General features: G+C 61.8%; 12 protein-coding genes, 2 tRNA genes and 1 pseudogene. 11 read left to right on the top strand and 4 right to left on the bottom strand.

The genetic code is table 11. The features are described 5' to 3' along the window. Positions 1 to 9: 9 nt before the first annotated feature. Both prfA and hemA read right to left on the bottom strand, forming a co-directional pair. Positions 10 to 1,092, bottom strand: coding sequence for a peptide chain release factor 1 (gene prfA, locus ACYRGX_RS08290; protein WP_473056093.1), 1,083 nt, complete (start codon positions 1,090 to 1,092; stop codon positions 10 to 12). Then, entirely contained in the window at positions 1,089 to 2,357 is a 1,269-nt protein-coding gene (gene hemA / locus ACYRGX_RS08285) for a glutamyl-tRNA reductase (protein WP_473056092.1), read from the bottom strand. The genes prfA and hemA overlap by 4 nt, the downstream gene beginning before the upstream one ends. 182 nt (positions 2,358 to 2,539) lie before the next feature. Between hemA and ACYRGX_RS08280 the strand changes: the two genes are divergently transcribed. From ACYRGX_RS08280 to ACYRGX_RS08235, 10 genes are all read left to right on the top strand, one after another. Beyond that, positions 2,540 to 4,264 (top strand): tetratricopeptide repeat protein, encoded by a 1,725-nt coding sequence (locus tag ACYRGX_RS08280; RefSeq protein WP_473056091.1) that lies wholly within the window; start codon positions 2,540 to 2,542, stop codon positions 4,262 to 4,264. Positions 4,265 to 4,268: 4 nt separating this feature from the next. Continuing rightward, the gene (lolB, locus tag ACYRGX_RS08275) at positions 4,269 to 4,889 is read left to right on the top strand and encodes a lipoprotein insertase outer membrane protein LolB (protein ID WP_473056090.1); all 621 of its coding nucleotides are present in this window, start codon (positions 4,269 to 4,271) and stop codon (positions 4,887 to 4,889) included. A gap of 2 nt (positions 4,890 to 4,891) precedes the next feature. Then, positions 4,892 to 5,743, top strand: coding sequence for a 4-(cytidine 5'-diphospho)-2-C-methyl-D-erythritol kinase (gene ispE, locus ACYRGX_RS08270; RefSeq protein ID WP_473056089.1), 852 nt, complete (start codon positions 4,892 to 4,894; stop codon positions 5,741 to 5,743). Positions 5,744 to 5,758: 15 nt separating this feature from the next. Further along, positions 5,759 to 5,833 (top strand) — tRNA-Gln (locus ACYRGX_RS08265). A gap of 45 nt (positions 5,834 to 5,878) precedes the next feature. Beyond that, positions 5,879 to 5,953: transfer RNA gene (locus ACYRGX_RS08260), tRNA-Gln, on the top strand. Between the two features lie 95 nt (positions 5,954 to 6,048). Then, complete coding sequence (locus tag ACYRGX_RS08255; RefSeq protein WP_473056088.1) at positions 6,049 to 6,990, top strand: ribose-phosphate pyrophosphokinase; 942 nt, start codon at positions 6,049 to 6,051, stop codon at positions 6,988 to 6,990. A 102-nt stretch (positions 6,991 to 7,092) separates the two neighbouring features. Beyond that, on the top strand, positions 7,093 to 7,710 hold the full coding sequence (locus ACYRGX_RS08250) for a 50S ribosomal protein L25/general stress protein Ctc (RefSeq protein WP_473056087.1): 618 nt from the start codon (positions 7,093 to 7,095) through the stop codon (positions 7,708 to 7,710). A gap of 32 nt (positions 7,711 to 7,742) precedes the next feature. Then, on the top strand, positions 7,743 to 8,327 hold the full coding sequence (pth, locus tag ACYRGX_RS08245) for an aminoacyl-tRNA hydrolase (RefSeq protein ID WP_473056086.1): 585 nt from the start codon (positions 7,743 to 7,745) through the stop codon (positions 8,325 to 8,327). Between the two features lie 32 nt (positions 8,328 to 8,359). Beyond that, entirely contained in the window at positions 8,360 to 9,460 is a 1,101-nt protein-coding gene (ychF, locus tag ACYRGX_RS08240) for a redox-regulated ATPase YchF (RefSeq protein WP_473056085.1), read from the top strand. Positions 9,461 to 9,647: 187 nt separating this feature from the next. After that, positions 9,648 to 10,898 (top strand): tyrosine-type recombinase/integrase, encoded by a 1,251-nt coding sequence (locus tag ACYRGX_RS08235; protein WP_103463255.1) that lies wholly within the window; start codon positions 9,648 to 9,650, stop codon positions 10,896 to 10,898. On the opposite strand, the gene ACYRGX_RS08230 is transcribed toward ACYRGX_RS08235, so the two are convergent. Continuing rightward, complete coding sequence (locus ACYRGX_RS08230) at positions 10,890 to 11,180, bottom strand: hypothetical protein (protein WP_103463256.1); 291 nt, start codon at positions 11,178 to 11,180, stop codon at positions 10,890 to 10,892. The genes ACYRGX_RS08235 and ACYRGX_RS08230 overlap by 9 nt on opposite strands. A gap of 58 nt (positions 11,181 to 11,238) precedes the next feature. Here ACYRGX_RS08230 and ACYRGX_RS08225 point away from each other — a divergent pair. After that, positions 11,239 to 11,361 (top strand): annotated as a pseudogene (locus tag ACYRGX_RS08225) (integrase); the annotation flags it as partial. Between the two features lie 123 nt (positions 11,362 to 11,484). Here the strand turns inward: ACYRGX_RS08225 and ACYRGX_RS08220 are convergent. Next, the gene (locus ACYRGX_RS08220) at positions 11,485 to 13,509 is read right to left on the bottom strand and encodes an ATP-dependent nuclease (RefSeq protein WP_103463257.1); all 2,025 of its coding nucleotides are present in this window, start codon (positions 13,507 to 13,509) and stop codon (positions 11,485 to 11,487) included. Positions 13,510 to 13,726 lie beyond the last annotated feature (217 nt).

Raw genomic sequence — 13,726 nt, 5'->3', positions numbered from 1 at the left:
ACTGCCGTCTCAATCGCCCAGCGCGGCGAGCTGGTCGGCCTGGTATTCCTGTAGCAGCGGCTCGATGACCTGCTCGACCGCCCCGCCGATGACCTCCCCCAGGGAATACAGAGTCAGGTTGATACGGTGATCGGTGACCCGCCCCTGGGGGAAGTTGTAGGTACGGATGCGCTCGGAGCGATCACCGGAGCCCACCAGCAGCTTGCGCGTCTCGGAGATTTCCTTGTGCGCGGCGGCATCCTGCTGGTCCTGCAGCTTGGCCGCCAGCCAGGCCATGGCCTTGGCGCGGTTCTTGTGCTGCGAGCGTTCCTCCTGGCATTCGACGACGATGCCGGTCGGCAGGTGGGTGATGCGCACCGCCGAATCGGTCTTGTTGACGTGCTGGCCGCCGGCACCGGAGCTGCGGTAGGTGTCTACCCGCAGGTCGGCCGGATTGATCTCGATGGCCGCCTGCTCGTCCGGTTCGGGGAGCACGGCGACGGTGCAGGCGGAGGTATGGATACGCCCCTGGGACTCGGTTTCCGGCACCCGCTGCACGCGGTGCGCGCCAGACTCGAACTTCAGCTTGGCGTAGACGTTGTCGCCCTCGACACGGGCGATGACTTCCTTGAAGCCGCCGTGTTCGCCCTCGTTCTCCGAGAGCACTTCGACCCGCCAGCCCTGCTTTTCCGCGTAGCGCGAATACATACGGAACAGATCGCCGGCGAAGATCGCCGCCTCGTCGCCGCCGGTGCCGGCACGCACTTCGAGGAACACGTTGCGACCGTCGTTGGGGTCGCGCGGCAGCAGCATGCGCTGTAGCTGGTCCTCCAACTCGTCCAGGCGCTCACGGGCGCTCGCGACCTCTTCCTCGGCCATCTCACGCAGATCCGGGTCACTGTCCTTGAGCAGCGCCTGGGCGCCCTCGAGATCGCCACGCACCTTGAGCAGCTCGCGGTAGGCAAGGATCACCGGTTCCACCTCGGCGTACTCCTTGGAGTAGGCGCGAAACTTGGTCTGGTCGGAGATCACCTCGGCGTCGCCGAGCAGCGCGGTGAGTTCTTCGTAACGGTCCTGCAGGGTGTCGAGCTTGTTGAGCAGCGAGGCTTTCATGGCTTATCCGCGCCCTCGTCGAGGGCGAACAGTTCGTGCGCCACCGCCAGGGCATCGATGCGGCCGGCGGCGGAGAATTTCTTCATCTGCACGCTGGGCGCGTGCATGAGCTTGTTGGTCAGCGCCCGGGCCAACTGGGCCAGCGCTTCCTCGGCATCCACGCCATTGGCCAGCGCGCGCTGCGCCTTGGCCAGTTCCTCGTCACGCAGCCGCTCGCCACGCTGGCGATAGGCCCTGAGCACGTCCACCGCGGCCAGCTCGCGCAACCGCAGCATGAATTCGTCGGCACCGGCGGCGACCAGTTCCTCGGCGGCCTGGGCAGCGCCCTGGCGACTCTTGAGGTTTTCCGCGACTACCTCGTGGAGGTCGTCCACGGTATACAGGTAGACGTCGTCGAGGTCACCGACCTGGGGTTCGATGTCCCGCGGCACGGCGATGTCGACCATGAACATCGGCTTGTGCCGGCGCAGCTTCAGCGCCCGCTCCACCGCCCCCTTGCCGAGGATCGGCAGTTGGCTGGCGGTGGAGCTGATGACGATATCGCTGTCGACCAGTTCCTGGGGGATGTCCGCCAGCAGCACCGCGCGGGCACCGAATTCCTCGGCGAGTTGGCTGGCGCGTTCCAGCGTACGGTTGGCCACCACGATGCGCTTGACGCCCTGCTCGTGGAGGTGGCGGGCGACCAGGGTAATGGTCTCGCCAGCGCCGATCAGCAGTGCCTGGCTGCGCGACAGGTCGGAGAATATCTGCCGCGCCAGGCTCACCGCGGCGAAGGCCACGGACACCGGGCTCTCGCCGATGGCGGTGTCGGTGCGCACGGTCTTGGCGGTATTGAAGGTGGCCTGGAACAGCCGGCCGAGCAGCGGGCCGACGGTGCCGGCCTCGCGCGCCACGGCATAGGCGGACTTCATCTGGCCGAGGATTTGCGGCTCGCCGAGGACCATCGAGTCCAGCCCCGCGGCGACCCGCATCATGTGCCGCACCGCCGCGTCGTCGGCGTGCACGTAGCAACAGGCCCGCAAGTCGTCGAGGCTCAGGTGGTGGTAGCTGGCCAGCCAGGCGAGGACCGCATCACTCTCGAGCTGGTCCTGCTGCAGGTACAATTCGCTGCGATTGCAGGTGGAAAGGATCGCGGCCTCCCCGCTGGGAGTGATCCGGCACAGTTGGCGCAATGCCTCGACCGTCTGCTCGGGCGTGAAGGCCACGCGCTCACGAACGTCTACCGACGCGGTCTTGTGATTGATGCCTAGAGCAAGAAAGGCCATGCGGATCGCTGATCGAACGGAACAAGCCGGCAATTGTCCTACGTCACCCGATGCAGAACAACTGTCCGGCGACAAGGAAAACCTATGGTCTGTTGCCGTTTCGTCGGCCGCCTCCGCCCATGGGCTTGCCTGCGGGCATGTGTCATGATGGATCACACCTGCAGGTCAATCGCTCGCCCTAGATGAACAGATCCCTTGCGTTGCTCGCCGCCTTGGCATTGATAGGCGGCTGTCAGTCCTTTACCCCGGACAGTTCCGGCACGCCGCCCGTACAGGAGGCCACGCCGCAAGCTCCCTCCGCGCCCGAGCACTACGGGTCGTTCAGCGAAGAGACGCTGTATTCGCTGCTGGCCGCCGAACTGGCCGGACAGCGCAACCGTTTCGACATCGCCCTGGGCAACTACGTACAGCAGGCGAATGTCACCCAGGATCCAGCGGTGGCCGAGCGCGCATTCCGCATCGCGGAGTACCTGGGCGCCGAGCAAGCGGCGCTGGATACCTCGCTGATCTGGGCACGCAACGCCCCGGAGAACCTCGACGCCCAGCGCGCCGCGGCGATCCAGCTGGCCCGTGGCGGACGCTACGACGACGCCATGGTGTACATGGAGAAAGTCCTCAAGGGCCAGGGCGACACCCATTTCGACTTCCTCGCCCTGTCCGCCGCGGACACCGACCCGGACACCCGCGCCGGCCTGCTGGAGAGTTTCGATCGGTTGCTGCTGCGCTATCCGGGCAACGGCCAACTGCTGTTCGGCAAGGCCCTGCTGTTGCAGCAGGACGATCGCGCCGAGGAAGCACTGAAGCTGCTCGAAGAAAATCCCGCGCAGGATCACGACATCGCCCCGCTGCTGCTGCGCGTGCGCCTGCTGCAGAGCCTGGGGCGCACCGAGGAAGGCTTGCCGCTGCTGGAAAAAGGTCTGCGCAAGCACCCCGACGACAAGCGTGTACGCCTGGCCTATGCGCGCCTGCTGGTGGAACTGGACCGGATGAACGATGCCCGCGATCAGTTCACCGAATTGCTGCAGCGCTTCCCGGACGACGACGACCTGCGCTTTTCCCTGGCCCTGGTGAACATGGAGGCCGAGGCTTGGGACGACGCCGAGTTCTATCTGCAGCAACTGCTCGAACGCGGCAGCCACGTCGACGCCGCGCGCTTCAACCTGGGCCGCGTCTACGAGGCCGAGGAACGCCCCGAACAAGCCCTGCTGCAATACGCACAGGTCGCACCGGGCAACGACTACCTGCCGGCACAACTGCGCCAGGCGGACATCCTCTTCGCCCTCGGGCGTGGCGACGAAGCCAGCGAGCTGCTCGCCCAGGCGCGCCAGGCCCAGCCGGACTACGCCATCCAGCTGTATCTGATCGAATCCGAGGCCTGGGTGCAGAGCGGCGATCTGGATCGCGCCTGGCAGGTGCTGCAGGACGGCCTTGCGCAATTCCCCGACGACCTCGGCCTGCTCTATAGCCGCGCGATGCTCGCCGAGCGTCGCGGCGATCCGCAGCAGCTCGAGCGCGACCTGCGCTTCATCATCGAGCGCGAACCGGACAACGCCATGGCGCTCAACGCCCTGGGTTACACCCTCGCCGACCGCAACGAGCGCCTCGACGAAGCACAGCGCCTGATCGAGCGTGCCTACAGTTTCAACGCCGAGGACGCCGCGATTCTCGACAGCATGGGCTGGGTCGCCTATCGCCGGGGCGACCTGCCGCGCGCCGAGCACTACCTGCGCCGCGCACTGCAGCAATCCCAGGACGCCGAAATCGCCGCACACCTGGGCGAAGTGCTCTGGGTCCAAGGCAAGCAGGCCGAGGCGCGCAAGGTCTGGGGCGCCGCGCACAAGGCACAACCCGACAGCGCCATCCTGCGTGACACCCTGCTACGCCTGACCGGTTCGGAGACCCCCTGAGGCCATGTTCGCCCTTCGTTCGCTCGTTACCCTGCTGCTACTCGCGGTACTCGCCGGCTGTGCCGGCATCACGCCCCAGGAGACCGTCGAAGGCGACGGCGACCGCACCCTGTGGCAGGCGCACAAGGCCACCATCGGTGAGCTCGATGGCTGGCAGATCAGCGGCAAGCTGGGCATCCGCTCGCCCGGGCAGTCCGGCAGCGGCACGCTGTTCTGGCTGCAGCGCCGCGACTATTTCGACATCCGCCTGGCGGGCCCGCTCGGCCGCGGCGCGACCCGCCTGACCGGGCACCCCGGCCAGGTGACCCTGGATATCGCCGGCCAGGGCCAGTTCCAGGCCGAGTCCCCCGAATCCCTGCTGCGCCAGCAACTGGGCTGGAGCCTGCCAGTCACCCATTTGCTGTGGTGGGTACGTGGTCTGCCGGCGCCGGATACCCCGAGCCAGATCGCACTGTCCGACGACAGCCGCCTGGCGCGCCTGCAGCAGGACGGCTGGCAGGTGGAATACCTGGCCTATGCCGAGCAGGACGGTTTCACCCTCCCCCAGCGCATCAAACTGCACGGCCATGACCTGGAGCTGACCCTGGTGGTCACCGAGTGGCGCCCACGCCGTCTCGGGCAGTGAGCATGCAACACGCGACCCTGCGCCTGCCGGCACCCGCCAAGCTGAACCTGATGCTGCATATCGTCGGCCGCCGTGCCGACGGCTATCACGAGCTGCAGACGCTCTTCCAGTTCCTCGAATACGGCGACGAGCTGGGCTTCGCCCTGCGCCAGGACGGTCGAGTCCAGTTGCACGGCGCCCTCGATGGCGTCGACCACGACAGCAACCTGATCGTGCGTGCCGCCCGCGCGCTGCAACAGGCGGGCGATTGCCGCCTCGGCGCCGACATCTGGCTGGACAAGCGCCTGCCCATGGGCGGCGGCCTGGGCGGCGGCAGCTCCGATGCGGCCACCACCCTGCTCGGCCTGAACCATCTGTGGAGCCTCGGCCTGGAGCTCGACGCACTGGCTGCGCTGGGCCTGCAACTGGGCGCCGACGTGCCGGTGTTCGTACACGGACACGCCGCCTTCGCCGAAGGTGTCGGCGAACGCCTGCAGAAGGTCGTACTCCCAGAGCCCTGGTACCTCGTCGGAGTACCGCAAGTGTCTGTCAGTACAGCGGAAGTTTTCCAGGCGCCGGAGTTGACACGCAATACGCGGGCCATTACAGTGCGCACCGTTCTTGAGCGGGGAGGTCACAATGACTGTCAACCCGTGGTCGAAGGGCGTTATCCGGAAATCCGTAACGCGCTGAATTTGCTGAACAAATTTGTTCCAGCAAAACTGACCGGAACAGGTTGCTGTATCTTCGGAAGCTTCCAAACGCGCGACGAGGCTGTTAAAGTCGCACGCCAGCTACCGAGCACGCTTCCTTGTTTCATCGCTCGAGGCAACAACTTCTCGATCACGCACCGCGTACTCGAGCAGTTGTCCTGAAAGGGAAAGTTCCACAGGGGTGTCGCCAAGCGGTAAGGCAGCGGATTCTGATTCCGCCATGCGTTGGTTCAAATCCAGCCACCCCTGCCATTTCCTTCCAGGAGCGCGGCTCAGGAATAGCTGCACTTTTTATCTAGGGGCGTCGCCAAGCGGTAAGGCAGCAGGTTTTGATCCTGCCATGCGTTGGTTCGAATCCAGCCGCCCCTGCCATATTTCGCGAAGCTGTTCAAAATAGCCGCTCACGCGTCTGATTTTGAGCAGCTTTTTCGTTCATCAGGTCCACTCTCAGCCGGCAGGTACTGCGCGTGTCCAAGATGATGGTCTTCACGGGGAATGCCAACCCCGATCTGGCGCGTCGCGTCGTTCGTCAACTTCATATCCCGCTGGGTGATGCTTCCGTCGGCAAGTTCTCCGACGGCGAGATCAGCGTCGAAATCAATGAGAACGTGCGCGGCAAGGATGTCTTCCTGATCCAGCCGACCTGCGCACCGACCAATGACAACCTGATGGAACTGGTGGTGATGGCCGATGCCTTCCGCCGCTCCTCGGCGTCGCGCATCACCGCTGTGATCCCCTACTTCGGCTACGCCCGCCAGGATCGCCGCCCGCGTTCCGCTCGTGTGGCGATCAGCGCCAAAGTCGTCGCCGACATGCTGACCGTGGTAGGCGTCAACCGCGTCCTCACCGTCGACCTGCATGCCGACCAGATCCAGGGTTTCTTCGATATCCCGGTGGACAACATCTACGGCTCGCCGGTCCTGGTCGACGACATCGAAGACCAGCGCTTCGATAACCTGATGATCGTCTCCCCCGATATCGGCGGCGTAGTGCGTGCACGTGCCGCGGCCAAGACCCTCGGCGTGGACCTGGCGATCATCGACAAGCGTCGCCCCAAGGCCAACCAGTCCGAAGTGATGCACATCATCGGTGACGTCGAAGGCCGTACCTGCGTACTGATCGACGACATGGTCGACACCGCCGGCACCCTCGGCCACGCGGCCAAGGCCCTCAAGGACCATGGCGCGGCCAAGGTCATCGCCTACTGCACCCACCCGGTGCTGTCCGGCCGGGCCATCGAGAACATCGAGAACTCCGTACTCGACGAGCTGGTGGTGACCAACACCATCCCGCTCACCGCCGCGGCCCAGGCCTGCTCGCGCATTCGCCAGCTGGACATTGCCCCGGTAGTCGCCGAAGCGGTTCGCCGCATCAGCAACGAAGAATCGATCAGCGCGATGTTCCGTTAAGGACGACGCGCCGACGACAAGCGCCCCGCCCTACCGGCGGGGCTTTTTCGCCTCTGGCCGAGGCTGGTCGCAAGCCAGGCCGGAGACACATTGGAGATAGACATGACCGAATTCAAACTCAACGCCGAAGTGCGTTCCGACCTGGGGAAAGGTGCGAGCCGCCGCCTGCGTCGTAATGCCGCCCTGGTTCCCGCCGTGATCTACGGTGGCGACAAGGCTCCGCAGTCCATCAGCCTGGTTGCCAAGGACCTCGCCAAGCTCATCGAGAGCGAAGCGGCCTTCAGCCACGTGATCGAACTGAACGTCGGCGGCGCCACCGAAAACGTGGTGATCAAGGCGCTGCAGCGTCACCCGGCCAAAGCCTTCGTGCTGCACGCCGACTTCGCCCGCGTGGTTGCTGGTCAGAAACTGACCGCTACCGTGCCGCTGCACTACGTCAACCAGGACATCTGCGCCGGCGTGAAAACCGGTGGCGGCGAAATCCTGCACTTCGTGACCGAAGTGGAAGTCTCCTGCCTGCCGCAGGACCTGCCCGAGTTCATCGAAGTGGACATGGCCAAGGTCGAGCTGGGCCACACCGTGCACATGAGCGAGCTGAAACTGCCGAAAGGCGTCGAGCTGGTTTCCCTGCATCACGGTAGCGACCTGCCGCTGGCGAACGTGCAGAAGCCGCGCGTCCAGGCTCCGGAAGAAGGCGAAGGCGAAGGCGCAGCCGAATAAGGCTGTTCCTGACCCCTCGAGAGGCCCCCGTCGTGACTGCCGTGCAACTGATCGTCGGCCTGGGAAATCCAGGTCCGGAATACGAACAGACACGGCATAACGCGGGGGCCTTTTTCGTCGAACGCCTGGCGGACATCAAAGGTGTCCGGCTGGTTGCCGACAAGAAGTATTTCGGGCTGGTGGGCAAGTTCACCCATGCCGGGCGCGACGTGCGCCTGCTGATTCCCACCACCTACATGAACCGCAGCGGTCAGGCGGTCGCGGCGCTGGCGAACTTCTTTCGCATCGCCCCCGATGCCCTCCTCGTCGCCCATGACGAGCTCGATCTGCCCCCCGGCAGCGCACGCCTGAAGACCGGCGGCGGCCATGGCGGGCACAACGGCCTGCGTGACATCATCGCCCAGATGGGCAACCAGAACGGCTTCCACCGCCTGCGCCTGGGCATCGGCCACCCTGGCCACGCCAGCCAGGTCAGCAATTTCGTCCTCAGCCGCGCACCACGCAGCGAGCAGGAACTGCTCGACGGCGCCATCGAGCGCAGTCTCGACGTCCTCCCCGACGTCCTCGACGGCAATTTCACCCGCGCCATGCAGCAGCTGCACAGCCACAAGGCCTGAGTCGGCCACCACATTCTCGCGAGGGTTACACCATGGGATTCAACTGCGGCATCGTCGGCCTGCCCAATGTCGGCAAGTCCACCCTGTTCAACGCCCTCACCAAGTCCGGCATCGCCGCGGAGAACTTCCCGTTCTGCACCATCGAGCCGAACAGCGGCGTGGTGCCGATGCCCGACCCGCGCCTCGACGCCCTGGCGGCCATCGTCAAGCCCGAGCGGGTGCTTCCCACCACCATGGAGTTCGTCGACATCGCCGGCCTGGTCGCCGGTGCCTCGAAGGGCGAAGGCCTGGGCAACAAGTTCCTCGCCAACATCCGCGAGACCGACGCCATCGCCCATGTGGTGCGCTGCTTCGAGGATGAGAACGTCATCCACGTCGCCAACAGCGTCGATCCCAAGCGTGACATCGAGATCATCGACCTCGAACTGATCATGGCCGACCTCGACAGCTGCGAGAAGCAACTGCAGCGCGTCACCCGCACCGCCAAGGGCGGCGACAAGGAAGCCGTGGCGCAGAAGGCGCTGCTGGAAAAACTCATCCCGCACTTCACGGAAGGCAAGCCGGCACGCAGCCTGCTGAAAAGCCTCAGCGACGATGACAAGCGCCTGGCCAGGACCTTCCACCTGCTCACCACCAAACCGGTGATGTACATCGCCAACGTCGCCGAAGACGGCTTCGAGAACAACCCGCACCTCGACGTGGTGAACGCCATCGCCGAAGAGGAAGGCGCCCTCGTCGTGCCGGTGTGCAACAAGATCGAAGCCGAGATCGCCGAACTGGACGATCTGGAAGAGATGCAGATGTTCCTCGAGACCATGGGCATGGAAGAGCCGGGCCTGAACCGCGTGATCCGCGCCGGTTACTCGCTGCTCAACCTGCAGACCTACTTCACCGCCGGGGTGAAGGAAGTCCGCGCCTGGACCGTCAAGGTCGGCGCGACCGCCCCGCAGTCCGCCGCCGCGATCCACACCGACTTCGAGAAAGGCTTCATCCGCGCCGAAGTCATCGCCTACGACGACTTCATCGCCTACAAGGGCGAAGCCGGCGCCAAGGAAGCCGGCAAATGGCGCCTGGAAGGCAAGGACTACATCGTCAAGGACGGCGACGTGATGCACTTCCGCTTCAACGTCTAAACAGCAATTTGTATTTCACCGGACCTTACCGGACACAGAACCCCTTGAGAAATGAAGCCTCAAGGGGTTTTTCTTTTCCGAAAAGGTCCGACAAGAATCTATACGATCCGCATATTTACCGGGTACGCTACCGGGTATCGAAAAATTCACCTACCCATATAACCGGGTATAACAGGATTGAGCAGCCATGCCGCTTACCGATACCGAGTGCCGTACCGCCAAGCCCAAGGAAAAGCCCTACAAGCTCACAGATGGCAATGGCCTTTACCTTGAGGTGAAGCCTAACGGGGTTAAGGCATGGCGCTATCGGTTCGAGCTGAACGACGGAACCGGCAGGAAGGAAAGCGTGTTCGCGATTGGGGACTATGTAATCGCGCCCAAAGGGGAATCACCCGAGCACGCCGAAGAGCGCCGCAAAGGGCGCCGCTTCACTCTTGCGGAGGCACGCGATGAGCGCGTGAAAGCCCGCGCCCTAGTCATACAGGGCATCAATCCCGCGCACCACCGGCAACAGGAGCGGGTGAAGCGCGACCACGAGAAGGCCATTACGTTTGAAGCCGTCGCCAAAGAGTGGCTTTCACTGAAGGACTGGGAGGAGATCACCAAGTCCAGACGACTCAACATGCTTGAACGCGTCGTTTTTCCCAAAATAGGCGATCTGCCGATTAAGGCCATCACCCCCGTGCACATTCTGGAAGTGCTCAGAGCAGCTACTCAAGACAATGGCCCATCTGTTGCCCAGGAAGCCAAGCGGAGCATGTCCGGAGTTTTCGAGCTGGCAATTTCCACGCTGCGAGCCAGCACCGACCCGGTACACCCCGTTCGAAAAGCCCTGCCAGCTAACAAGACTCAGCACAAACGCCCTCTCTCCACCGAAGAAATTGGCCAACTGTTACGCGATGTCGAATCTCACGGCGGGCGCCATGAGACCCTCTGCGCTTTCCAGCTCATGTGGCTGACTCTTTGCCGCCCCAATGAAGCTGTAGAGGCTCAATGGGCAGAGTTTGACCTGGAGAAGGCGCTTTGGCGCATTCCCGCCGAACGGATGAAAAAGCGCAAAGATCACACAGTGCCACTGCCGCGACAGGCAGTCGAAATACTGCGAGGCCTGCATTCCATAACAGGAAAATACACCCACGTATTTCCTCACCGCGACGTACGCACCCGCCCAATGGTTGCGGCCTCATTCCGCCAGATGCTCAACACACTTGGCTGGGGAGGTAAATACAGCCCGCATGCCACGAGGACAACGGGCAGCACCAGACTCAATGAGATGGGCTATTCAGCAGACTGGATCGAAAGACAGCTCGCCCATACCGAGCAAAACGCTGTCCGCCGCACCTACAACCATGCCGAGTATTTGAGTGATCGAGCCATGATGATGCAGAGATGGGCGGACATGCTGGACAGCTGGAAAAAGGAAAAGCCCTTAGGCTGACTTGAAAGACACGTCCCTGACCACTTTTACACCTTTGGGCTTTTTAACCATATCAGAATCATTAACATCGCCCCCCTCATTGCCTAGGGTAAAGGACACTACCCAAACAAACTGACCGAACTCCGACTCAGCTGTGAAGGTTACTGACCACTCCTCCGAGTCATCTTTATTTTTCAGACCTGATTGCTTTTCCAGATCCCCTTGGGACAGCTGGCTGGCAGAAACTTGATGTTCAACGCCGTTCATCTCGAAAACGAGTTGACCTACTGGCTTAACTTGCATAGCTCCTCCCATGTCAAAGCAGAGGACTATAAACGAGCCGCTTAGCTGGCACTACTGAGTTAAGCGCAGACGTCCGATGATGGCTTGGTGGAGCGAACACATCCAGCAAGCAGCTACCGGCAACCTTTCAATGTCGGCCATCAAGGAAAATCGGGACAGAAAGGTCGTATCGATACGCTAACCCCTGTCGAACAAACAGAGTGGAGGACTTGGCCAAGGTGATACACACCCGTCGCATGAATGGACGCATGGTCCCGCAACACCCGATATGAACAGGCCACCCGTAGAGGTGGCCTATTCACTTTTAACTCTCGAAGGGCTTTGGATCCCGAACAACGTGCTTTTCCAATCGCCCGTTGATCAAGGCAAACAGCGCCTCGAATTGCCCAAGGCTTTGCTCTGGCAGCACATTTTCCGGTTCCGTCGCCATTTTCTTGAGAAACAGTCGTGTTGGTCGAGTCTTATGGAAAGGGATTTCAAGATCTGCAAGGCCCGCTTCAATGCGCTTGGCGATGCGCGGGATATTGGCATTTAACTTCAACTCCTTCCCGTTCAGCTCTTTGTTATAGCTCTCTCGCACAAGAGCCTCGTAGACCGCCGGATCGAGCAAGTCCTCGATATCTGCTTCGTTCGGTTGGGGCGAGAACGCTTCCGATACGAATACGACGTTCTGGTCACGGATAAGCTTCGCCTTGAGGAGCTCGTCCTTGGTCACCTTAGAGTCACGCTCGGTGTCGAGAAGAACCAAAACGTTGAGTGCTTCCGAAGTCAGCAACGCAACCATGTAAGAGACCTTCTGCGCGCCTCCTGCTGGAGTCATTGTGAGAGCGGTACTCAGTGCAGTTCTTCCCTTCTCGGACGCATAGCCGCTGACGGCGCTCAGGATCCAGAAGTCTGTAACTCCCTCGACAACAAGATTGTTGGGGCCGACAAAGAGGCTCTGAGCTAGGTCATAGCCTAGCGCCGCCTGGAGCGGAAACAACGTCCTAGCATCTCCCGTAGGGTCGTTCGTGACTGTGGTGCCGACTTCCTCCGCAATGTTAACGGTACGGACTGAGTCCAGCGCATGCGTCGGCACCATGAAGGGCGAATGCGTGGAGTAAAGAATCTGATTGGTGAAATCCACTTCCAGATGATGGAGGAGATCTGATTGGGACTTGGCATGCAGGTACAGGCCGGGCTCATCTAGCAGGAGTACCGCGTTCTCCGCATGGCCTCCGTCTGTATCAGCCGAAAACGTGATGTAGAAAGCGAAGAACCATTGAAAGCCTCGGCTCCTGTCGTTGAGATTTACTTCAACGTCGTATGTGCTCGTTGGATCAGAGATGATTGTGTCGATGTGTTGGCCATCAAGGTTGAAACGAATCTTAAGCGCGCGATCTTTCCACAGTCGTTTAATCTCGCCGGTGACAACAGCACTAGCACGGTTCGCGAGTTGATTCCGGGTTTCGTGATCGTTTTGCCCATGAAGCTTCTGAAGCTCTTCGGGATTGAGACCTGCAACCTTGCACAGTTTCTCAAAGTTCTGGTCCGAGTCCTCAAGCCGCCCCTGAGACTTCCGCTGGATGTAGGCGGAGATGTCTTGATGGCCATCAAGTTCTGGGTACTCATCGACATAGATGAATTTTGGAATTGCGCCAACAGCCCAGTCACGAGCCTTCTGCTGGGCAGCCTTATCGCCCACGATGCTCTCAGCCAGCTCCTCAAGCTCGGAGAGCACCTCCTCCTGCTTGTCAGTCAAATCAGCATCAGCACCAGCCAACGCAGTCCGTAAAGCCTTCGCCGCCGCCACAGTCTGGCTGGCCCATATATCACGCTGCCTCGTGGCAGATGCAGCAGTCTCGAAGGCATCGGCTGCCGCATCCAATGCACCAGGCGTTTCCTGCTTCTGCGCCGCAGCGCGCACTGCCGCAGCTACCTTTCTGACCTTGCCTTTGATGTCCGTTTCGTCGAAGGGAATCGCCTTGAGCTCGGGAAATCTCACCGTCCTAGACTTGCCATAGCTGCGCCCGATGACGACCTGGGACACCTCCGTGGCTCGCGGAAGAAGCTCAAGCAGAGCCTCTTTGTCCTCATCGTCTAACATCCATGTCGTTGACAGAACGGGCGTATCGTCTGTGCACTCCTCTAGGCGCCTGTGCCGGGGAAAATCCTTGATGGGTCTCAAAGCTTCAAACCCTGCAATCGGGTTTAGACTGTGCAACGCACGAAGCAGATTCGACTTGCCGCTCTCGTTCCGCCCCAGAAGGGCTGTAATCCGAGAGACGGCGATCTCACCACTGTCATTGATAGAGCGATAGTTACGAACTCGGAATGACTCTAGCCTCATGGCTGCCCCCAGTCTTGTTGGCCCAACTCTGTATAGGTGCGGACATTCTAGACAGAAAGCAAGTGGAATAAGGATGGCCGGACGCCGCTATCGCGAAGAGTGGGTGCATCGGGTCGCTTTCGGCCCACTCCGACAGTTAAGTACCCAGCCAAACGACAATCCGATTCCAAAAAATCTCAGTCACACATTACCGCAATGACATCAGCACCAAGGAGGT

The organism is Pseudomonas sp. R4-15, assembly GCF_055768815.1.
The sequence above is the reverse complement of the archived record's forward strand: the minus strand, read 5'-3'. Positions and strand labels throughout refer to the sequence as shown.